At 39.3% G+C, this 22,921-nt stretch carries 20 protein-coding genes; 12 read left to right on the top strand and 8 right to left on the bottom strand.

Annotated elements, in window-relative coordinates; translation table 11 throughout:
* The first annotated feature begins 293 nt into the window (after positions 1 to 293).
* From rpsL to epmA, 5 genes are all read left to right on the top strand, one after another.
* The gene (gene rpsL / locus EMK97_RS09820; protein ID WP_130601702.1) at positions 294 to 668 is read left to right on the top strand and encodes a 30S ribosomal protein S12; all 375 of its coding nucleotides are present in this window, start codon (positions 294 to 296) and stop codon (positions 666 to 668) included.
* A 74-nt stretch (positions 669 to 742) separates the two neighbouring features.
* A complete protein-coding gene (rpsG, locus tag EMK97_RS09815) occupies positions 743 to 1,216 on the top strand; it encodes a 30S ribosomal protein S7 (protein WP_130601700.1) in 474 nt (157 codons plus the stop codon).
* A 246-nt stretch (positions 1,217 to 1,462) separates the two neighbouring features.
* Positions 1,463 to 3,562 carry an elongation factor G gene (fusA, locus tag EMK97_RS09810; protein WP_130601698.1) on the top strand — a complete coding sequence of 700 codons (2,100 nt, stop codon included), beginning with the start codon at positions 1,463 to 1,465 and terminating at the stop codon, positions 3,560 to 3,562.
* 97 nt (positions 3,563 to 3,659) lie between these two features.
* Positions 3,660 to 4,844: an elongation factor Tu gene (gene tuf, locus EMK97_RS09805; protein WP_130601696.1), complete on the top strand. Its 1,185-nt coding sequence runs from the start codon at positions 3,660 to 3,662 to the stop codon at positions 4,842 to 4,844.
* Positions 4,845 to 5,022: 178 nt separating this feature from the next.
* Positions 5,023 to 5,997 (top strand): elongation factor P--(R)-beta-lysine ligase, encoded by a 975-nt coding sequence (epmA, locus tag EMK97_RS09800; protein WP_130601694.1) that lies wholly within the window; start codon positions 5,023 to 5,025, stop codon positions 5,995 to 5,997.
* Between the two features lie 124 nt (positions 5,998 to 6,121).
* On the opposite strand, the gene EMK97_RS09795 is transcribed toward epmA, so the two are convergent.
* Positions 6,122 to 7,153, bottom strand: a complete 1,032-nt coding sequence (locus EMK97_RS09795) for a hypothetical protein (protein ID WP_130601692.1) — start codon at positions 7,151 to 7,153, stop codon at positions 6,122 to 6,124.
* A gap of 74 nt (positions 7,154 to 7,227) precedes the next feature.
* A complete protein-coding gene (locus EMK97_RS09790) occupies positions 7,228 to 7,683 on the bottom strand; it encodes a hypothetical protein (protein WP_130601690.1) in 456 nt (151 codons plus the stop codon).
* A 394-nt stretch (positions 7,684 to 8,077) separates the two neighbouring features.
* Here EMK97_RS09790 and EMK97_RS09785 point away from each other — a divergent pair, with 394 nt between their 5' ends.
* Positions 8,078 to 8,461, top strand: a complete 384-nt coding sequence (locus EMK97_RS09785) for a MerC domain-containing protein (RefSeq protein WP_130601688.1) — start codon at positions 8,078 to 8,080, stop codon at positions 8,459 to 8,461.
* A 78-nt stretch (positions 8,462 to 8,539) separates the two neighbouring features.
* Here the strand turns inward: EMK97_RS09785 and glnG are convergent, their stop codons facing one another.
* The 4 genes from glnG to glnA form a co-directional block, all read right to left on the bottom strand.
* Entirely contained in the window at positions 8,540 to 9,943 is a 1,404-nt protein-coding gene (gene glnG / locus EMK97_RS09780) for a nitrogen regulation protein NR(I) (RefSeq protein WP_170176821.1), read from the bottom strand.
* Positions 9,944 to 9,963: 20 nt separating this feature from the next.
* Positions 9,964 to 11,049: a nitrogen regulation protein NR(II) gene (glnL, locus tag EMK97_RS09775; RefSeq protein ID WP_130601684.1), complete on the bottom strand. Its 1,086-nt coding sequence runs from the start codon at positions 11,047 to 11,049 to the stop codon at positions 9,964 to 9,966.
* Positions 11,050 to 11,214: 165 nt separating this feature from the next.
* A complete protein-coding gene (locus EMK97_RS09770) occupies positions 11,215 to 11,733 on the bottom strand; it encodes a DUF4124 domain-containing protein (RefSeq protein WP_130601682.1) in 519 nt (172 codons plus the stop codon).
* A 480-nt stretch (positions 11,734 to 12,213) separates the two neighbouring features.
* Positions 12,214 to 13,620 carry a glutamate--ammonia ligase gene (gene glnA, locus EMK97_RS09765; protein WP_130601680.1) on the bottom strand — a complete coding sequence of 469 codons (1,407 nt, stop codon included), beginning with the start codon at positions 13,618 to 13,620 and terminating at the stop codon, positions 12,214 to 12,216.
* Positions 13,621 to 14,090: 470 nt separating this feature from the next.
* Here glnA and EMK97_RS09760 point away from each other — a divergent pair, with 470 nt between their 5' ends.
* The 6 genes from EMK97_RS09760 to EMK97_RS19040 all read left to right on the top strand — a co-directional run bounded on the left by EMK97_RS09760 (position 14,091) and on the right by EMK97_RS19040 (position 21,387).
* Entirely contained in the window at positions 14,091 to 15,215 is a 1,125-nt protein-coding gene (locus EMK97_RS09760; RefSeq protein ID WP_130601678.1) for a DUF481 domain-containing protein, read from the top strand.
* Positions 15,216 to 15,342: 127 nt separating this feature from the next.
* Entirely contained in the window at positions 15,343 to 16,380 is a 1,038-nt protein-coding gene (locus EMK97_RS09755; protein ID WP_246028749.1) for a DUF481 domain-containing protein, read from the top strand.
* Positions 16,381 to 16,510: 130 nt separating this feature from the next.
* Positions 16,511 to 17,884, top strand: a complete 1,374-nt coding sequence (mpl, locus tag EMK97_RS09750; RefSeq protein WP_130601674.1) for a UDP-N-acetylmuramate:L-alanyl-gamma-D-glutamyl-meso-diaminopimelate ligase — start codon at positions 16,511 to 16,513, stop codon at positions 17,882 to 17,884.
* Positions 17,885 to 17,950: 66 nt separating this feature from the next.
* Entirely contained in the window at positions 17,951 to 18,454 is a 504-nt protein-coding gene (gene def / locus EMK97_RS09745) for a peptide deformylase (protein WP_130601672.1), read from the top strand.
* A 48-nt stretch (positions 18,455 to 18,502) separates the two neighbouring features.
* Positions 18,503 to 19,120, top strand: a complete 618-nt coding sequence (locus EMK97_RS09740) for a flavin prenyltransferase UbiX (protein ID WP_130601670.1) — start codon at positions 18,503 to 18,505, stop codon at positions 19,118 to 19,120.
* A 272-nt stretch (positions 19,121 to 19,392) separates the two neighbouring features.
* Positions 19,393 to 21,387 carry a methyl-accepting chemotaxis protein gene (locus EMK97_RS19040; RefSeq protein WP_130601668.1) on the top strand — a complete coding sequence of 665 codons (1,995 nt, stop codon included), beginning with the start codon at positions 19,393 to 19,395 and terminating at the stop codon, positions 21,385 to 21,387.
* 87 nt (positions 21,388 to 21,474) lie between these two features.
* On the opposite strand, the gene EMK97_RS09730 is transcribed toward EMK97_RS19040, so the two are convergent.
* The gene (locus EMK97_RS09730) at positions 21,475 to 21,939 is read right to left on the bottom strand and encodes a chemotaxis protein CheX (protein WP_130601666.1); all 465 of its coding nucleotides are present in this window, start codon (positions 21,937 to 21,939) and stop codon (positions 21,475 to 21,477) included.
* A 383-nt stretch (positions 21,940 to 22,322) separates the two neighbouring features.
* Positions 22,323 to 22,778 (bottom strand): zinc uptake transcriptional repressor Zur, encoded by a 456-nt coding sequence (gene zur / locus EMK97_RS09725; protein ID WP_130601664.1) that lies wholly within the window; start codon positions 22,776 to 22,778, stop codon positions 22,323 to 22,325.
* Between the last annotated feature and the right edge of the window lie 143 nt (positions 22,779 to 22,921).

Below are 22,921 nucleotides of genomic sequence, written 5' to 3'. Positions count from 1 at the left end.
AAGCTTAAAGACTTGTTAAAAAGCCGTATCATTTTGATACGGCTTTTTTGTTTTTTTAGCCTAGAAAAGAGAAGGATCGATTGATCGCAAGCGGAGAAAACAAAAGGGCTAAGAAACGATCAAATACTTGACAGCTCAATGATTGACCTATAGAATTTCGCGACCTTATATTTTGTGCATGCTATACATGATTTAAGGTTGTGGTGTTAAAGCCACATTGATTACACATTACGAGCGCATAAATCTTTCCCATTGATTGAGATTTATGCAAATTTAACTAATCAGGAGCTATAATGGCAACTATTAACCAACTAGTACGTAAACCACGTGTTAGACAGGTACAAAAAAGTAACGTTCCAGCGTTACAAGCCTGTCCTCAACGTCGCGGCGTATGTACTCGTGTGTATACTACTACACCAAAAAAACCAAACTCAGCACTACGTAAAGTAGCTCGTGTTCGTTTAACTAACGGCTTCGAAGTTACTTCATACATTGGTGGTGAAGGTCACAACTTACAAGAGCATAGCGTGATTTTAATCCGTGGTGGTCGTGTTAAAGATTTACCAGGTGTGCGTTACCACACCGTTCGTGGCGCACTAGATTGTTCTGGTGTTAGCGACAGAAGACAAGGCCGTTCTAAGTACGGTGCTAAGCGCCCTAAATCTTAACGGTTTCCGTGAAGTAAGGCCAAATTAACAAATTAACAATTTTGGGTAATCCCTGAATTAAACGGAGAATTAAGATGCCAAGAAGACGCGTCGTAGGGCAACGTAAAATATTGCCAGATCCTAAGTTCCATAACGAACTTTTAGCAAAATTCATCAACATCCTTATGGTTGATGGTAAGAAATCTACTGCCGAAAAAATTGTATACGGTGCACTAGATATTTTAGCTGAGAAGCAAAACGATAAAGAACATTTAGAGTTATTTGAAATTGCTCTAGAGAACATTCGCCCACAAGTAGAGGTTAAATCTCGTCGTGTAGGTGGTTCAACTTATCAGGTTCCAGTTGAAGTACGTCCAGTTCGTCGTAATGCACTAGCCATGCGTTGGTTAGTTGAAGCAGCTCGTAAACGTGGTGAAAAATCAATGGCTCAGCGCTTAGCTAACGAAATGTTAGATGCGTCTGACAGCAAAGGCGCAGCGGTTAAGAAACGTGAAGACGTTCACCGTATGGCTGAAGCTAACAAAGCGTTCGCTCACTACCGTTGGTAATCCATCAGTATTGAATGAATGTTCTGCCTGCCGAATGGGCATAGCTCAGCAAGTAGGCACATGGCTAGTAAGAGTTTCTCTTGCTAGCCATACTCATTTTACGGACAGGTACTTTTTAAGTGCCAAGCATAGAATGAGTAACTAGTTAATTTAATTAAATTTTCATAATGTCAGTGTAAGATGTTAGCTAATTTACTCAAGTTAACTAAGTATTAGTTACATAGAATTTAGTAAGAGGATAACATTTTGGCTCGAGTCACCCCTATTGAGCGCTACCGTAACATAGGCATTTGTGCCCACGTAGATGCAGGTAAAACAACTACCACAGAGCGTGTTTTATTTTATACAGGTTTATCCCACAAAATAGGTGAAGTGCACGATGGTGCAGCGACCATGGACTGGATGGAGCAAGAGCAAGAGCGCGGTATTACTATTACCTCTGCTGCCACGACTTGTTTCTGGAAAGGCATGCAAGGTCAGTTTGAAGATCACCGTATCAATATTATCGACACCCCAGGTCACGTTGACTTTACCATTGAAGTTGAGCGTTCATTACGTGTACTTGATGGTGCAGTGCTTGTTCTTTGTGGTTCTTCTGGTGTACAACCACAAACCGAAACTGTATGGCGTCAGATGGAAAAGTACTCTGTACCGCGTATGGTTTTTGTAAACAAAATGGATAGAACCGGTGCTAATTTCTTAGCTGTTGTTGAGCAAATGAAAGACAGATTAGGTGCTAATGCTGTACCTATGCACTTAGCCATTGGCGCAGAAGATGAATTTAAAGGCGTCGTTGATTTAGTTAAGATGAAAGCCATCAACTGGAATGAAGAAGATCAAGGTATGACCTTTACCTATGAAGAGATTCCAGCTGATATGCAAGATCTTGCTGAAGAATGGCGTGATAACCTAATTTCTGAGGCAGCTGAAGCAAATGATGAGTTAATGGAAAAATACCTTGAAGAAGGTGACTTATCTGAAGAAGAAATTAAAGCGGGTTTACGTGCTCGTACTTTAGCCAATGAAATCATTTTATGTAGCTGTGGTAGTGCTTTCAAAAATAAGGGTGTACAAGCAGTTTTAGATGCTGTTATTGAATACATGCCTTCACCTACCGAAGTAGCGGCCATTACAGGTATTAATGACGATAAAGACGAAACCGTAGGTATACGTCCAGCTGACGACAACGAACCATTTGCCGCCCTGGCATTTAAAATTGCCACAGACCCGTTTGTTGGTACCTTAACCTTCTTCCGTGTATATTCAGGTGTTGTACAAACGGGCGACAGTGTTTATAACCCTGTAAAAGGTAAGAAAGAGCGCTTTGGTCGTATCGTGCAAATGCACGCCAATGACAGACAAGAAATTAAAGAAGTTCGCGCAGGTGACATCGCTGCGGCAATTGGCTTAAAAGAAGTCACCACAGGTGATACCCTTTGTGATGCTAACCATGTAATTACCTTAGAGCGTATGGAATTCCCTGAGCCGGTAATTTCAGTTGCTGTTGAACCGATTACACTTGCTGCGCAAGAAAAAATGGGTATCGCCTTAGGTAAACTAGCGGCAGAAGATCCATCGTTTAGAGTAACAACCGATGAAGAGTCTGGGCAAACGATTATCTCTGGTATGGGTGAGCTACACTTAGATATCCTTGTTGAGCGTATGAAGCGCGAATTTAGCGTTGAATGTAATGTTGGTAAGCCACAAGTTGCTTATCGTGAAACAATTCGCTCAAGCGTTGAAGCAGAAGGTAAGTTTGTTCGTCAATCAGGTGGACGCGGCCAGTTTGGTCATGTTTGGCTTAAAATTGAACCATTGCCTGAAGGCGAAGGCTTTGAATTCGTCAATGAAATTGTTGGCGGTGTTGTTCCAAAAGAATATATTCCTGCCGTTGAAAAGGGCTGTGTTGAGCAAATGGATGCCGGTGTAATCGCTGGTTACCCATTACTTGATATTAAAGTCACCCTTTATGATGGCTCATTCCATGATGTCGATTCGAATGAAATGGCATTTAAAGTTGCTGCATCAATGGGCTTTAAAAAAGGTGTGCAAGAAGCATCGCCGGTATTATTAGAGCCAATGATGAAAGTTGAAGTAACAACCCCTGAAGAAAATATGGGTGATGTTGTTGGTGACTTAAACCGTCGTCGCGGTATGATTGACGGGATGGAAGAAGGTCCAGCAGGACTTAAGATTGTAAATGCATTGGTACCTCTAGCAGAAATGTTTGGTTATGCTACCGACTTGCGTAGTGCTACACAAGGCCGTGCATCTTACTCTATGGAGTTTCAGCAGTATAATGAAGCACCAAAAATGGTAGCAGAAAAGATTATGGAAACTCGCTAGAGTTGCTATAAACTAGAATATTTTATTTATAGTTGGCAAGGTCATTTTGACTGCGCCTTTTAATTTATATAGTTCATTAAACTTTAAGGTAACTAAAATGGCTAAAGAAAAATTTGAACGTTCGAAACCGCATGTAAACGTTGGTACAATCGGACACGTTGACCACGGTAAAACTACGTTAACAGCTGCTATCTCTGCGGTATTAACGAAGACTCACGGTGGTGAAGTAAAAGATTTCGCACAAATCGATAATGCTCCAGAAGAGCGTGAGCGTGGTATTACAATCAATACTTCTCACATCGAATACGATACAGCAACTCGTCACTACGCACACGTAGACTGTCCAGGTCACGCCGATTACATCAAAAACATGATTACTGGTGCTGCACAAATGGACGGCGCTATCTTAGTAGTAGCAGCTACAGATGGTCCAATGCCACAAACACGTGAGCACATCTTATTATCTCGTCAGGTTGGTGTACCTTTCATCATCGTTTTCATGAACAAATGTGACATGGTTGACGACGAAGAATTATTAGAATTAGTAGAAATGGAAGTTCGTGAACTTCTTTCTGAATACGAATTCCCAGGTGATGACTTACCAGTAATTCAAGGTTCTGCTTTAGGTGCACTTAACGGTGAAGCTAAGTGGGAAGAGAAAGTATTAGAACTTGCTGATGCATTAGATACTTATATTCCAGAGCCAGAGCGTGCAATCGACGGTGCATTCATCATGCCTATCGAAGACGTTTTCTCAATCTCAGGTCGTGGTACTGTTGTAACAGGTCGTGTAGAGCGTGGTATCATCACAGTAGGTGATGAAGTAGAAATCGTTGGTATCCGTGAGACGCAAAAGTCTACTTGTACTGGTGTAGAAATGTTCCGTAAGCTTCTTGACGAAGGTCGTGCTGGTGAGAACTGTGGTATTCTTTTACGTGGTCTTAAGCGTGAAGACGTTGAACGTGGTCAAGTATTAGCGGCTCCTGGTTCAATCACGCCACACACTAAGTTCGAATCAGAAGTATACGTACTTTCAAAAGATGAAGGTGGTCGTCATACACCATTCTTCAAAGGTTACCGTCCACAGTTCTACTTCCGTACAACTGACATCACAGGTTCTGTAGAGTTACCTGAAGGTGTAGAAATGGTAATGCCAGGCGACAACCTTAAGTTTGTTGTTGAGCTAATCAACCCAGTAGCGATGGACGAAGGTTTACGCTTCGCGATTCGTGAAGGTGGTCGTACTGTAGGTGCTGGTGTTGTATCTTCAATCTTAGACTAATTTGAAGTTAACTTCGCTTTAGCCTTTGTTGTAGGTACTCATTGACTTGCGTTAACTCCGTGCCTACGCCTAACTAAAGCATCAGTTATCAATCAAATTAAAACTAAGAAAGTATTTAAAAGGTCGCGTAAGCGGCCTTTTTTGTTTTGATAGAAGCGTTAAATCTAATGGTGATGATATGAGTTGGCAAGCAAGCATGTCTTGGCAAAATGCCCAGAAAAGAGCACAGATATTGCAACAGATCCGTCAGTTTTTTGCCGATAGACATGTTATTGAGGTTGAAACACCGGTTTTGTCTGTTGGGACAGTAACAGATGTGCATTTAGATGCCTTTGAGTGTCGCTATAGCTTTTTACATCAGAGCGCTGAGCAGGATGCAGATATATTGTATTTACAAACCTCACCAGAGTTTCATATGAAGCGTCTACTAGCCTCTGGTTATGGCTGTATCTATCAAATAGCAAAAGCATTTCGACATGAAGCAAGTGGCAGCTTTCATAACCCTGAATTTACTATGTTGGAATGGTACAGGCTGGGCTTTGATCACTTTGCCTTAATGGATGAGGTAGCTGCGCTACTCATGAGCATTCTTGGTTGTGAAAAGCCTAAACAATATACTTATCAGCAATTATTCCTAACAGAGTTAGCTATAGATCCCTTAACGGCCACTAAAGAAGAATTAATAGCCGTCATCAAGCGCCACGATAAGATGAGTGATTGGCTAGCTCAAGAGGATATTGATACCTTATTACAGTTTACATTTAGCGAGCTTATTGAAGATAAAATAGGGCAACAGCAACCGTGCTTTGTCTATAACTTCCCTGCTAGTCAAGCATCATTAGCTAAAATATGCCCTGACGATGCCCGCGTGGCGCAGCGTTTTGAATGTTATTTTAAAGGGATAGAGTTGGCTAATGGCTTTCATGAACTAACTGATGCAACACAGCAAATAAGTCGATTTAATCAAGATAATAAGCTGCGCGATATCATTGGGAAGCCGCAAAAAAATATCGATCAACATTTTATTAATGCTTTGTCTGCAGGATTGCCTGAATGTTCGGGGGTGGCATTAGGCATTGATAGATTGGTGATGTTGTCACTCTGTAGTAAAGCAATTTCTGAGGTGCAATGCTTTTCTATAGAGCGAGCTTAATGTGAAATACGATATAGAAAATGTTTAACTCTATGTAGAATGGAACATTTTCTATACCACCTTAAGCGTTGTAGCCCATTTATAGTTAAGCAAATGCTTTTAATATGCGCGTATTAGTATGGGGCTAGTTTCCATACAGTTTAGCATATTTAGCTACACAATCAGTTCTTTTGATGTTTGGGCCATGCTCTGAATTAATAGCTTGTAAGCTATCCAAATTATCACCATGCTCTAAATAGAGAATCGCTAAATTTTCTTGAAAGTCATGATTAGCAATTTTGGGAATGTCTAACTGATTAATAGGCATTAAATTATTTTGGCTACGTTGTTCATCTATATACGCAGATAATGATTGCACATTTTTTTTGATATCATCAAAATCCTGAGGGGTGAGAATATTTTTGGGGTGTAGTGCTGTTTTCAATGTTTCATCATCTCTCAGGTCATATAAATAGCTGGATAAAGTATCAGTATCGTACCTACTGATGCCGTAAAATATATAGGTCAATGCGTCTTTCACAAGTCTTTTGACATCTGAAGTAACTAATTTGTTTTGTCGGTACTCATAACTAGCCTCAAATGTTTTGATACTGTAAAGATATAGAAGAGCTGTTGAAGTATCGCCTAGAATCATCAACTTATTTGCTAGCGACTTTTTAGTTTTAGAGTCAATATCCTTTCTTTGTATCGCAGAAATCAAAGCGTACCTATCATCTTTTAAAGCGTTTTCTACTAGTTCATTTTTATCCATTTCTTTATAGGGTTCAAGAAAGTTGCTGTTGTAATGTTGGTTATGTTCTCCGTCGAAATTTGTACTACTGAAAAGCATTCTACCTCTGCTATTCTCCCATTCAATTAACTCCTGCTGGGCAAATTGATAATCCTGCTCTGTTAATTCTATTCTTTTGATACACCAATCACCTTCATAGGGTATTTTGGGGAAGCGTAGTATTTTGGAATTATCAGTTGTTGAAGCTGTTAGATTATCAGGCAAAACAGCTTTTTGTTCTGTGATATTATTGCTAGGAACTCTTTGTTTTTGAGCCACCGTATTTGTTACTATTTCAATATCATCACTATTGGTATTAAATTCAGCGGTGTAAAAAATGGCGGCTAAAAATAATGTTGTCATTAGCACAAGATATCTCTTACTCATTGGTTTGCCTTCACATTACATTTGGAAATGGATCAAAAGTTATTCTATTGATTGCTTTTAAATCGCAGAGTTGATTACTGGTGACATTCTTCTGATAAAGTAATTGCTTTATCAACAGCACAGTACGCTAAATCTCTGTCGCGCTTAGCTACAGCTAAATTAACGCACTGGGTATACTCATCTATGGTTAGCGATGCTTTAATAACTATACCATCAGCACCTATAGTTGAGGAGGCCTGAAAGTTACATTTTGATTCCAGTGTATCATGGTAGTTCCTTCGATGAGTAGCATTGCAAATCTTTAATTGTGCATCGGCTTTTAGTTCACAGTCTTTTTTATCCTTATCTGTCGATTTTGAGCCTCCGCCGCTTGATGGCTCGTCATTGTTATGATTTGTTGGAATTGTTCCAGTGCCAGTGTAATACCCTTTATAGCTTTGGTGGTTCGGGTTTGGGTGTTGATAGCGCTTACCTCTAATTTCGATTTTTTCTAATGGATCGGGTTCTCCAGCTTGAAGGCTATGTGGCATGACTATAGTGAAGATGAGAATAGTTTTGCTGAGGGGTCTGTGGAAATCGAACATTGAATAATCCCTTAAAGTTGATGTATAAAATAAATTCCATTTTTCTGAATACGAAAGACATGAATTCATGTTTGCCAGTATTCTATAGGCCAAACCAATGATGTTAATATATTTTATACAATCCTAATAAAGCTTATATTTTAGCACTTTGTCGGTATTAACATACGATTTAGAGTTCTCTTTCGATAGTTAGGTCTTCTTAGGGCTTTGACCATAATGATCTTGATAACACAACTCCCTTGAAAAAAAACTATTTTGAACTAATGTTATATTATATCAAGTGTGATACTATATCATTTTTTGAATTCAGTGGTTTTTTCCCTGCCAAGTTGGATAGCTAATGTTAGATAGATTAGGAATAGCAGCGACGTCTTTATGTGCTCTTCATTGCATATTGTTGCCTATTTTGTTGCCTGTATTACCACTACTAGGGTTGAGCTTTTTAGCTGATCATACTTGGGAGCATATCTTCTTGTTGCTAACAGCAGTGTTAGGAACCTTTGCTTTATTTTCAGGCTTTAAGCGTTATCACAAGCGCCTATATCCGTTTTATTTATTATACTTAGGTGTGGCGGTATACTGGATCAAGCATGATTTCTCTGCAGAGCTTGAGCCTTTCTTTATTTTTGCTGGTGCAGGTTTAATTGTGTCAGCGCACTTTATCAATTTAAAGTTATGCAACTCTTGTAAAGCTTGTACTGAAGAAGCTTGTCAGCCGAGCTAATAGGCACTAGCCTATTAGCTTTTTAATTCTCGCTAAATGAGCAAATACTTAATTAACTTGGTATAATTTGCTATTCGCTTAAATACCAAACTCTTTTAATTTTCTAGTTAAGGTATTTCGTCCCCAGCCAAGTCGCTTTGCTGCCTCTTGTTTATGCCCTTGAGTATGTAATAGCGCTCTTTCAAGCATGATTTTTTCAAACTCTGGTTGAGCATGGTCTAAAATACCATTACTGCCTTTCGCTAGTTGTTGATCCATCCAAGTAACCAGTGCTGCCTGCCAAGAATGATTACTCGTGCTACTGGCAGCTTGCTTGTCGGTTAGTTCGCTAGGTAAGTCTTCTAGCAATATTTCTTGACCACTGGCCATGACGGTTAAAAATCGACAGATATTTTCTAACTGCCTAACATTGCCAGGCCATGTATAGTTATTTAAGAAATTCTCGGCGGCTTTACTTATGCTCTTCACTTCAACACTAAGTTCATCGGCGGCCTGCTTCAAAAAGTGCAGGCTGAGCTGAGGAATATCTTCTTTTCTTTCGCGAAGACTAGGTAAATGGATACGTATTACATTGAGGCGGTGAAACAAGTCTTCTCGAAACTCTCCTTGGTTTACCGCTTCTTCTAGGTTTTGATGTGTAGCGGCAATAATTCTTACATCTACCTGCACAGGTGAGTGACCACCTACTCGATAAAATTGGCCATCGGCCAGTACACGCAATAATCTGGTTTGAATATCCAGTGGCATATCGCCGATTTCATCTAAAAATAAGGTACCACCGTGCGCTTGTTCGAATCGCCCTTGACGTATTGAATTGGCACCAGTAAAAGCACCTTTTTCATGACCAAATAATTCAGATTCTATTAAATCTTTTGGAATCGCGGCCATATTGAGTGGGATAAAAGGCGCATCTTTTCTTGGGCTATGTGAATGCAGGGCATTGGCCACTAATTCTTTACCTGTACCAGATTCACCATTGATTAGTACGCTAATGCTAGAGCGTGATAAGCGGCCAATAGCGCGAAATACCTCTTGCATTGCCGGAGCTTCGCCAATTAGTCCTGCCGTAACAGGAGCGTGTTGTTGCTGCTGCTTTTTAGCATTTTGCTCCCTAGCATGGGTTAATGCCCGTTTAGTTAAAGTAACGGCATCGTCAATATCGAATGGCTTAGGTAAGTATTCAAAGGCTCCACCTTGGTAAGCGTTAACGGCACTATCTAGGTCTGAATGCGCGGTCATTATAATAACGGGAATGTTACTATTATGTTTGTTGATTTTCTCAAGTAAGGTCATGCCATCCATATTTGGCATGCGAATATCAGAAATGATGACTTCTGGCTGACCGTGATCTAATGCGATTAATAAATTATCAGCACTTTCAAATGAAGCTGTGCTTATTTTGGCATTGGCAAAAGCTTTTTCTAGCACCCAACGTATTGAGCTATCATCATCGACTATCCAAACTTGTTCAGTAATCATTATTTTAATCTCTTGTTAAGGTGTTAATGCTCGGTTTTCTGCTGTAATGGCAGCAATATAATAAATTCAGTATGGCCGGGTCTGCTATGGCAGGATAGCTTTCCTTGATGTTGATTTATCAAGGTTTGTGAAATGGACAGGCCTAAGCCAGTGCCATTTGAGTTCCCCGATACCATAGGGTAAAACAGGGTATCCTGAATATGAGGCGGAATACCCGGACCATTATCTATTATGCTAATTTGCGCGGTTAGCTTTACTCGCTTGCCATTAATAGTTTTATTGTTCGCTATACGGGTTTTAAGCGTAATAGTATGCTCATCATTAATTGCCTGAATTGCATTATTAACTATGTTTAATACCGCTTGTTGTAGTTTTTCTTGATCACACTCTATCAGTGGAATAGATGGGTCGTAGTCGCGGATTATTTTAGATTCATGTAACTGTGAAAAACTCACCACTTGGCAGACTTTTTCTAGCACAGAATGAACATTGTGCTGCTGTATTTGTGGTAACTGATTTGGGCCTAGCAATCGATCAACCAAGTTGGTGAGGCGATCTGCCTGCTCTATGATCATCGCAGTATATTCTTGTTGAGTTTCATTTAGCTCTTTATTAAGTAGCTGTGCTGCGCCACGCAAACCACCAAGCGGGTTTTTAATTTCATGTGCGAGACCTTTGATCAAATCTCTAGCCGCGAGCCATTGTTGCTGCTGAAATACTTCTAGGCTAATTTGCTTTTGTTGATCGATTTGTTTTAGCTCGAGTAGTACATGCGCTACTTGATTAAACTCGACAGACGAGGCTGTTATTTCTGCAGTAAAGCGGTGTGACTCGGTAAATTCAATAACCACTTCACTGTCAGTTAATTCTTGCCCTGAATCGAGTAATTGCGTTAAGCGGCTATCGGTAATGGTTGTGTTGGCGAAAATAGTACTCGCTGGGCGACCGTATAACTTAGCTAGGCTTTTTATTAATAGCGCTTCAGCTGCTGGGTTTACATAGACGATGTCGAGGTTGCTATTTAAGATAATAACGGCAGTCACTAGCTGATTAGCTAATGCTTCTTGGTAGCTTTTTTTTAATGCTAGAATATCTTGCCGAGTAGCCATCTTAAACCTTATTGCAATATAAACGTTAATCATTGCACCTATTTGGTGCGCTTGATTTTATTCTACTAGAGAAACGTTTTATTTGCTGGCTTAATTTTGCTACTTACTTAATAGGTAACATAATTAACCTTTGTTTTTATTCGGTTTTTTATATGAGGAGTAAGTCTAATTGACAGAAGCTCTATGCATATAAAACGTAACTGACTCTGATAATGCAATAACCTTGCCCTTTTCATCGAGTAGTTCCATTTTTATTTTATGCTCGCCTCTATCGATATTGCGTAGGGAGAACATAGAGTGCTTTTGTGGTTTATCATAGGCTTCACCATCTAAGTAAAGCTGCACTTGGAATCCTGGTCTAAATTGAGGCTTTATACCACCGCTTATATAGATTGAACCAGTATTATCGCGAATGGTGGCATTGTTCTTGGGGCTGTTAATAACAACCTCATACTTCTGCTCAATAACTTGTGGTTTTATATCAAGTACTTCTGTATCTACTGAGGTCGCAGATTTAATGACATTACCGGGTTTTGTCTTGACTTCTTCTGCTCCGGGTCTTGGGGTATCAGAAAATACTAATACACCGTTTTCATTGCGCCATACATAAATTTTAGCCGAGCTCTGGTATGCAGAAGCTGCCAATGAAGTAAGTAAAAGTGCTATTAGTACTAACTTAGCCATATTAAGTTAACTATGTCCTATCCCTTTGTTTTAACCAAAGTAAATTTAAACCGTATTCCTTAGTTAAGTATATATCTATAATTTATACAAAAAAAATATTTTTACTACTAATACCAATTTGATTAAGTATTTAGTCACTTAGAGTTACAAGAATAGCATTAGAACAAACAAGATTTATGAAGATATAGTCGTTCTACATCAAATAAATATTGTGCAGTTGTCATGTTATTCTTGAACTCCCAAAGGGCGAGTTTAAAAGGCTTATATTCAGCGTTGCTAATTTTAACAAGGGATAACCATTCTTTGCAATTAGCGCCTTGCCTATAAGCCTTTTAATTCTCGCTAAATGATCAAATACTTAGTCAACTTGGTATGAATGTTACCAAAGAGCTTAAATTGACTGTAGTTTTTTAATATTTGCTTTAAAAGACAAAAAAAAGCTCACCGAAGTGAGCTTTTAGCTATTGTTTTCGTTAGCGTTTATACGCTGTAGTACATATCAAATTCTACAGGGTGCGTAGTTGAATTTAATGTTTCAACTTCTTCACGCTTAAGAGCGATGTAGGCATCGATCATATCGCTGTCCATAACACCACCTTCCATTAAGAACTCTTTATCTGCTTCTAATGCATCTAACGCTTCTTCAAGTGATGATGCAACTTGTGGGATAGCAGCCGCTTCTTCAGCTGGTAAGTCGTATAAATCCTTGTCCATAGCATCGCCAGGGTGGATTTTGTTTTTGATACCGTCAAGACCTGCCATAAGCATTGCTGAGAATGCTAAGTATGGGTTAGCTGATGGATCTGGGAAGCGAACTTCAATACGGGCAGCTTTTGGTGAAGGTACAATTGGGATACGAATTGACGCACTACGGTTACGTGCCGAGTAAGCAAGCATTACTGGTGCTTCAAAGCCCGGAACTAAACGCTTGTACGAGTTAGTTGAAGCGTTAGTGAAAGCGTTAAGTGCTTTAGCGTGCTTAATGATACCGCCGATGTAGTATAAAGCCATTTCAGATAATCCGCCGTACTTATCACCAGAGAATAAGTTAACGCCATCTTTAGCTAAAGATTGGTGAACGTGCATACCTGTGCCGTTATCACCTACTAATGGCTTAGGCATAAAGGTAGCAGTTTTACCGTAAGCATGAGCAACGTTATGGACAACATACTTATAGATTTGCACTTCATCAGCTTTTAATACCATAGTGTTGAAGCGACAAGCGATTTCGTTTTGACCCGCTGTAGCAACTTCATGGTGATGAGCTTCAACAACTAAACCCATATCTTCCATAACTAAACACATAGCTGAACGTAAGTCTTGTGAAGAGTCAACTGGTGCTACTGGGAAGTAACCACCTTTAACGCCTGGGCGGTGACCTGTGTTGCCATCTTCATAATGCGTTGCACCATTCCAAGCCGCTTCTTTATCATCGATTTTGTACATAGAGCCAGACATGTCAGTGTGGAACTTAACATCATCAAATACGAAAAATTCTGGCTCTGGACCAACTAATACAGTATCAGCAATGCCTGTGCTACGCATATACTCTTCAGCGCGATGTGCTACAGAGCGTGGGTCACGGCTATAGCCTTGCATTGTTGCAGGTTCAACAATGTCACAACGAATGTTTAAGGTAACCGCTTCTGTGAAAGGGTCTAGGATAGCTGTTGATGGATCAGGCATTAATACCATGTCTGATTCATTGATACCTTTCCAGCCAGCAATTGAAGAGCCATCGAACATTTTACCGTCTTCGAAAAAGTCTTCATCAATTTGGTGATGAGGTAATGAAACATGTTGCTCTTTACCTTTTGAGTCAGTGAAACGAAGATCAACGAATTTTACATCGTGCTCTTTAATTAAATCGAATACTGCTTGTGACATTGTGTCTCTCCAGTGGTGTTAGTCTAAAATTTATTTATTCACTATTAGCTAGAATCATGCCAGAACAAATGCATTTGATTAATAAGGGTTTTTCTGAAAACCTTAATTGGTAATGCACCAAGATGGTGCTTGTTGCGCCTTTAATTGGTGCACTTTATTTGTTCTTGGACAGCTAACTATAGAGCAAAGTTTCTAATTTAGCTGCAATATTTTGTAAAAAGGCTTTGTAAAAAGGTTTTGTAAAAATGACGTGCTAATAAAGCGACTGTTAATAGTCAGGAGTAATAACCTTGGCTTAACGATACGACAAAGCAATCAATTAATTCCCCAGTTTAAAAACATACCTTCTTTAAGCTGCTAATTTTTATAAGGTACTAGGTTAAAAGAGCCAACTTGTTATAATGCTTGAGTAAGTTGTTAAGGCTATTGCGGTAAGGACGTAATTTAATTTTAAGAATACGGAGTTCTTCATGAATAAAGTTGGTTTGGCTCTAGTGCAAGTACTGGCCATAGCGATAAGTGTATTATTTTTACCGTCAATGAGTCTTGCTCAAGACGAACAGACAAGTTGGCAAAAACCAACCCCCATCTTTAAACAAGAATATGATTGGCTTCGCCTTAGCTCAGATGAGTGGTTAAAGGGTGATATCATTTCTATGTATGATGAAGAGTTAGAATTTGATAGTGATGAGTTAGATATTCAAAAGATTGATTGGGAAGATGTTGCTGAGCTGCGCAGTAAAAATTGGCAAAGTATTCGAATGCTCGATGGTACGATTGCTGAGGGCTATTTAGTGGTAAAAGATGGTAAATTAAGCTTAGTAAAAAATGGCCAAACAAGACATTATGAGCTGGCGAATTTATTATCGATCGCTTCATCAGGACAAAATGAACGTGATCTGTGGGATGGCTATGCCAATATTGGTATTAATTTGCGTGAAGGTAATACCGTACAGTTTGATTATACCTTTACCGCAGGTATGCAAAGGCGTAGCGCTAGCAGCCGCTTTAAAACAGATTACACCGCCAACTATAGTAAATATAAAGACCAAGATACTAATGAAAAGAAAGTTACGGCTAACAGTGATAGGTTAACCTCAACTTATGACTGGTTTTTTAGTCAAAAGATGTATTTAAGAGCAATGGACTTTGAATATTTTTCTGATGAGTTTTTAAATATTGATCGCCGTATTCGCTACGGTATTGCTATGGGTTATCATCTTGTCGATAACAAAACGACCACCTGGGATATCAATGCTGGTCCTAGTTATCAAAAAACCTACTTTAAGGATGTTGAAGACGGTGAAAGTAATACAGAATATTCACCGGGTTTAGTATTAGGGACAGACTTTACTTATGAAATTACCCGTGACATTGATTATGATGTTTCATATAGCATTCAAATTGTTGATGAAGCCTCGGGTGAGTTGATTCATCATTTTGAAACAGGTTTAGAAGTAGAGCTGACCAGTGATTTTGACTTAGATTTAACCTTTTACGCTGATAGAACCGAAAAGCCTAAGAAAGATGGCGATGGGATAGTACCTGAGCAGAATGATTATCGCTTAGTTATTAGCCTAGGTTATGACTTTTAGAGTCTTATAGAATAGTTTGCTCAAAACGATCATTACGGTCGTTTTTTTACGTCTTATGAAGAGAATGTTTATTAAACGCTTACTTACTTGTTGCATCTTGTTGGGCTGCCTTACTTGTGGTTTAAGTATGGCGCAAACGCAAAAAGCAGTGTGGCAAAAACCTACGCCAATTTTTAGCCAAAAATATGATTGGTTACGATTGAAATCTGATGAATGGCTTAAAGGCGACATTATTGCTATGTATGATGATGAACTCGAGTTTGATAGTGATGAGTTCGGTATCAAAATCTTTGATTGGCAAGATGTTGCTGAGCTAAGAAGTCGCTTTGATCAGCAAATTCGTTTCGCAGATGGCAGGGTTGAACAAGGCTTTCTTATAGTAAAAGATGGTCATTTAATTTTGCTAAGCCAAGGGCGAGAGCAGCATTATCCGTTATCTGAGTTACTATCTATTACCTCTTCTGGTGAAAACCGCAAAGATATATGGGATGCCAAAGCGAATATTGGTATTGATATTAGCGCAGGTAATGTTAAGCAATTAGAATATTTTGCCTCTGCTATGTTACAACGACGTACCGCCTTTACACGTTTTCGTAGTGATCTAACCTTTAATTATAGTAAGTCATTGAGTGATGATAGTCAGCCGGTGGTTAGTGACACTCGCCGATTGACAAGTTATCTTGATTGGTTTTATAGCGGCAGGATATTCTTTCGTGTCATAGACTATGAATATTACAGTGACTTACAGCAAAATATTAAGCGCAGAAATAGCTTAGGTTCGAGTGTTGGTTATCATATTATTAATAATAAACGTTTGCAGTGGGACGTAACCGCGGGGCCTAGCTATCAAGCTACGGTTTATTACAATAACGTTGAAGATAGCAATCCCCATAGTGGTGCACTTTCACTGAGCACCTTACTTGAATATACCGTATCACGTAAAACAGATTATATTTTTGATTACCAAGTGAAGTTTGTTGATAAAGCGTCTGGTGAAAGAAACCACCATTTAAAAACTGGCTTTGAGTTTGATTTTACTGATGACTTTGCAATGGATTTAATGCTGTATGTTGACCGCGTAGCAAAACCTGTTGCCGCGGTTGCCCAACAAGCGCCTAAACCCAGTGATTACCGTCTTATTGTTAGTATTGGCTACGATTTCTAAAGCTCAGCAAGAATCCTAAAACAATTACCGAGCTTCATTAGCAGCGAAAACTGCATTATTAAGGTATATTAGTCAGAATTTTTCTTAACAGCTTTTCGACTTCCGACAGTTTATTTTTACGGCAAATACTATGCAACATATACATATATTAGGGATCTGCGGCACATTTATGGGGGGCATAGCAGCGATTGCTAAGCAGCTTGGTTATAAAGTTAGTGGTACTGATGCTAATGTCTACCCGCCAATGAGCAGCCAATTAGAGCAATTGGGCATTACCTTAAGTTCGGGCTATAAAGTGGAACATTTAGCAGAAGATGTCGATTTGGTCATTATCGGCAATGCTATGTCGCGTGGTAATGTTATGGTTGAGCATGTGCTTGATCGTAATATTCCTTATATTTCTGGTCCGCAATGGTTATTGGAAAATGTTTTATCAGAGCGTTGGGTATTAGCGGTATCTGGCACCCACGGTAAAACAACCACCAGTAGCATGTTGGCATGGATATTAGAATATGCGCAATTGTCGCCAGGCTTTTTAATTGGTGGTGTACCGCAAAACTTTGATAGCTCAGCTAGATTAGGCGATACGCCATTTTTTGTTATCGAAGCTGATGAATACGATAGTGCTTTTTTTGATAAGCGCTCTAAATTTGTCCACTACAGACCAAGAACTCTGGTAATGAATAATATGGAGTTTGACCACGGTGATATTTTTGCTGATTTATCTGATATTCAGCGACAATTTCATCATCTCATTCGCATGGTACCAAGTAACGGTTTAATTATTTCACCTAAAAGTGATATGGCTATCACCCAAACTTTAGATATGGGCTGCTGGAGCGAGCAAGAGTTTAGTCATGACGACTCTGGCTGGCAGGCGGTAAAACGTGTCGCTGATGGCAGTGAATTTGATGTGCACTTTAATGGTGCATATCAAGGCACAGTAAAATGGGCACTTATTGGTGATTTTAATATAGACAATGCCTTAATGGCGATTGCTGCAGCAAGGCATGCTGGCGTGCCAACCGCGGTAGCAATAGAGGCTTTGCCAGAGTTTATTAACACCAAACGTCGCTTGGAGTTACGCGGAGAAGTAAACAATATTCGCGTGTATGATGACTTTGCGCATCACCCTACTGCCATCAGTAAAACACTCGCGGGTGTGAGAGCTAGAGTTAATGACGAAAATACCTTAAACGTTCGCCAAGGCAAAGTCATTGCGGTGCTAGAGCCGAGATCAAATACGATGAAATCAGGCATTCATAAAGATGCCTTGCCAGAGGCTTTTATTGATGCTGATTTAGTTTATATCTATCAAGGCGAGCAGGTGAGTTGGTCTGTTAAAGAGCTTATCGTTAAGTGTCAGCAACCTTGTGTTGTCGAGCAAGAGGTTGACAGCTTAGTAACAAAGATAGCTAATCAAGCCAGCCCTTATGATACAATTGTCGTGATGAGTAACGGTAGTTTTGAAGGTATTCATGATAAACTACTGGCAGCATTATAGTAATACCCTAGGTTATTGTAGCAATAGCTCAGGTATTAATTGTTTATCAAGGTAAAAGGAAAAAATATGACAGTGTTATCAATACTCACTGCCCCAAATGAGAAACTACAACAGCAGGCTGTAGATGTAGAAAACGTCAATGAAGTTCAGACATTAATTGATGACATGCTTGATACTATGTACAACACAGATGACGGTATTGGCTTAGCTGCGACACAAGTTGGCAGAAAAGAAGCCGTTGTTGTCATTGATATATCTGAAGAGCGTAATGAGCCTTTGGTTTTGGTTAACCCGAAAATTATTAAGGGAGAAAACCTAGCTAAAGGCCAAGAAGGTTGTCTCTCAGTACCTGGCTACTATGCTGATGTAGAGCGCTTTACTAAAGTTACAGTTCAAGCGCTTGATAGAGAAGGTAAAGAGATCACCATAGAATCTGATGAGTTTCTCGCTATTGTTATGCAGCATGAAATAGATCACTTAAAAGGTAAGTTATTTATTGAATACTTATCACCGTTAAAGCAAAACATGGCCTTGAAAAAGGTGAAAAAAACACTAAAGCGTAATGCTTAGTTTTAGTCATAGCTTAGTGCTGTGTAGAAATTTGTTTAGGAAAAATAAATGAGTCAGTTTCAAGATAAGATAACCATTGCTATTACAGGTGCGTCTGGAGCTAAGTATGCGCTGCGCCTGTTAGAGTGTTTACTTGCTGCTGATTATCAAGTGTATTTATTGTGTTCTAGTGCCGGACGCGTTGTCTTAGATACTGAAGTTGGTTTGAAATTACCATCAGGTCCGCAGGCTGCCACAGACTATCTCACGCAGAAATATCGAGCTAAGGTGGGGCAAATTACCGTTTTTGGTAAAGAGCAATGGTTTTCTCCAGTTGCCTCTGGCTCTGCCGCACCAAAGAGGATGGTGGTTTGCCCATGTTCAACGGGGACTTTATCGGCAATAAGTCACGGTATGAGTGACAACTTAATTGAGCGTGCTGCTGATGTTGTTATTAAAGAGCGCGGTCAGCTGATATTAATGGTACGGGAAACACCTTTTTCAACTATTCACCTGCAAAATATGCTTAACCTTTCTCAGTTGGGGGTTACTATTATGCCGGCAGCACCAGGCTTTTATCATAAAGCTGAATCTATTGATGATTTAATTGACTTTATGGTTGGGCGGGTACTTGATCATTTCGGTATTGAGCAAGACATTATGCCTCGTTGGGGCTATAACCTGTAAGTAACCTCAGCTTCATATAAGTTATGAATTCAGATAAAAATATCTAGACATAAATTAAAAAGTAGCTACAACCTGCTAATTTAATTGAATCTAGATATATTTCTGATGCAAACCTGAGGTTAAGTATGTTATTTGTTAGACGGTATAAAGCTTTGATAAATATCAAGGCGGCTTGATAGGCATTTAGCTACAATGTCAGCAAAAGATGTCGCTAAGTTCAGCAATAATGAAGCTGAGTTTGCTGCATCATTCCTGCTTGCTAAGGAGCTTTAATGTCTTTAATTAAACACGCCCCCTTTAAAACGAAGCTGATATTGTTGGTAACTCCGGCAATTGTAGGTTTGATCTTTTTTTGTGCTTTGTTGATTAAACAAAATATCTCTATTGTAAATAGCAGTAAAGATATCGACTTATTAACACAGTTAGCCACTTTTAACAGTGCCTTGGTACATGAGCTGCAAAAAGAGCGTGGAGCATCAGCAGGATATATAGGCAGTAAAGGTGCTAAGTTTGCTAATACCTTATCGACACAACGACTCGCCACTGACCGTGCTTTTGAACAGCGTACCGCCTTTTTAAACGATAATTTAGATGCGATAACTCAGCAAGAAATTGTTCAAGCTACCCGTCAATCAAATAAAGAACTAGCTAAGCTCTCAGATATTCGTAGCCAAATTGATGCCTTAAGTATTGCTGGCAAAGTTGCGATTTCTTACTACACCAATAACAACGCGCAATTAATCAATGTTGTTGCACATATCAGTCAAACGTCTTCCAATGGTGAGATTGCTAATAGCCTACAAGCCTATTACAACTTTTTGCAAGGTAAAGAAAGAGCGGGTATTGAACGTGCGGTTATGACCAATGTCTTTGCCAAAGGCGCTTTTTCAGGAAATTTTTATCAGCGATTTATTGCCTTAATGACAGAGCAACAGTCGTATTTTGATACCGCGAATAAAATGACCACGCAGCAATTAAGACAAGCATTTGATGATGCTATGGCTCATTCTTCGGTTGCTAAAGTGCTTGAATATAGAGACGTTGCTTTAGTGTCTATGGGTGTGGAAAAGTTATCTGTCGATAGCCAAGACTGGTTCAACAATACCACGCAACGTATTAACCAATTAAAAACCGTAGAAGATAAGATAGTTGCTAGCCTGTTACAGTTAAGTCATAAGCATTTAAGTAATGCGCAATTTATGCTGACCCTGACGGTTGTTATTGCCGGTGTCATTATCTCGTTATCTATATTCTTATCTTACTATATTAGTAAAGTAATAATGCAGCAGCTGAGTTTGATTTCACAAGCAATTACCAAAGCTGATGAACAAAGCGATTTAAGCAGCCAAGCTGAGTTAACTTGCCATGATGAGCTAGGGGACATTGCTAAACGCCTTAATAAGATGCTGAAGGCATTCCAGCACGCAATTTTAGCGATAGATGATAGTAGCGCAAAATTAGCTGAAAGCTCAGAGCATAGCTCTAAGGCGACATTGAATAATCAACTTCATTTAGAAACGCAACAATCAGAAACAGCGTTAGTTGCCACAGCAATAGAAGAAATGAGTGCTACCGTTCAGGAGGTTGCTGCTAATAGTGCACAATCAGCAGAGGCGGCAGTAGAAGTCGACACAGTGGCAAGCCAAGGTGTTGAGCAAATCAACCAAACACGTGAGCAAATGCAGGCGTTGTCAGATGAAATGAGTAATGCCAACCAGCTGATTGCCCAGTTGCAACAAAGTAGCAATAACATTACCTCTTTTGTTGATGTCATTAAAAGTGTTGCCGAGCAAACTAACTTATTAGCATTAAACGCAGCAATTGAAGCTGCACGCGCTGGCGAGCAAGGCCGAGGTTTTGCGGTAGTTGCTGATGAAGTAAGAACATTGGCACAGCGTACGCAAGAGTCAACCGCTGAAATTGATACTATGGTAGGTAAATTTCAGCATGATGCAGAGCAAGTATCCAATTCAATTAATCAATGTGTTGCCAGTGTTGGTAGTTCAGTTGAACAAACTGATTTACTGGAGGAAAAATTACAAACCTTGTCAGAGTCAGCAACATCTATCAGCGATATGAGCAGTCAAATTGCCGTTGCAACAGAAGAGCAAGTGGCTGTTGCTAATGAAATGGCGGGTAATATTGAACGTATTAGTGAGCTATCGGTAAATAATACCCAAGAAGGTGAGAACATTAGGCAAGCAAGTGAGCAGCAAAGTGCCTTAGCTGCTGAGTTGCTTAAATTGGCTAATAAGTTTACCTGCTAGCTTAAGTTGATTTAAAAAATGAATATAAAAAAAGCGACTTGATAGTCGCTTTTTTTATAAGTAACAGTAAGTTAGTTTAATAAGATATTATTCATCAAAACTAAATTCAATATAGGCTTTACCGGTTGGAGAGCCAAGAGGAATTATTACGACAGGGCCTTTAGCTTTATGGTGAATAGTATGGTCAGGGCCAGAAACAACGACAGGGGTTGCCATATCAAATTCAAAGCCTTTTTCACTCAGCATTCTTTTCGCGCCACCTGTGACCATATTGGTTATTTCACCAACTAAGTCGGTGATCTCTTCATTAACTTCGTCAGGCGCTTCACCAACCATGCCTTTCATTGTTGCTATAGCTAACGCAGAATCAAATGTGATAGATAATGAGCCTTTAGCCTGTTCACTAACCATGCCGATTAAACCTGAAACATCACCCATGGCTACTTCGTCTTTTTTCAACTTAGGCTTTTCAGGAGTTAACTCCATTTGAGCCATAGTTGACATTACATTTAACATTGAAGATAAAAAGGGGTTAATAAACTCTACATTCATGGAGCTTTCCGAGCCTTGTCAGTTTAATTAAGTAGTTTGATTTTGCACGGTTAATTAACAAATGTAAATCAAACGATATTAATAAATACTAATAATTAGGTTAATTGTTATTACCAATCACTATTTTTTGAAAATTATTGCAAAAAATGCCTATAACTAGCTAAGTCAATTGGTTGCTAATAGCATAAGTATCGACGACTATTGTGTTTTTTACCACTATTCCCATTAAAAAGTTTTTTACTGTTTTATCGCTTAGTTAAAGGCCTTAGTCGTTTACTTATAGCAACTTTACGTTTTATGCCGTTTAACTTGTTGATCTTGAACAAAGTAATAACGACTAAGTAGCATTTGTGTAAATCATCTCGAGTCTACTAGTAGAAAGCTTAATTGGCTTGCGCTGTACAAGAACGACAACTGCCATGCGCTTCAACTATTTGATGGCTTATAGTAAAGCCACTGGCATCAGCCATGGCACGTAAAGCAAGATCAAAGTTATTTGATTGAATTTCATCAACTTGGCCGCAATCATCGCAAATTAATAATTGCACAGGATGGTTGCACTCACCAAAATGATGACACATAACGAAGGCGTTAATTGATTCTATTTTATGAACAAAGCCTTGTTTGCTTAAAAAGTCTAAGGCGCGATAAATAGTCGCCGGTTTAGCAGAAGGATCAAGCGCTTTTAGTTCATCAAGTAAGTCATAAGCACCTACCGCACCATTATGCTTTGCAAGTAATAAAAAAACTTGTTCACGAACTTTTGTGAATCGAGCGCCTTTTTTTGCACAGACTTGTTGTGCTTGCGCCAATAATTGTTGTGCCGATGAATCAGTCATACCTAAGCTATATAATTAGACAGTTTTTATCAGTGTACCATAGCCAAATAGTGTCAGTTAACAGTTTTTTCAGTGCTAAGATGTCGAAGTAATTGACGTGAGCAACTAGGAAACTATTCGCCATTTTTATTGCAATCTATTAC

This window comes from Litorilituus sediminis (assembly GCF_004295665.1).
Lineage (GTDB): Bacteria > Pseudomonadota > Gammaproteobacteria > Enterobacterales > Alteromonadaceae > Colwellia > Colwellia sediminis.
This window is presented reverse-complemented; position numbering and strand designations above follow the sequence as displayed.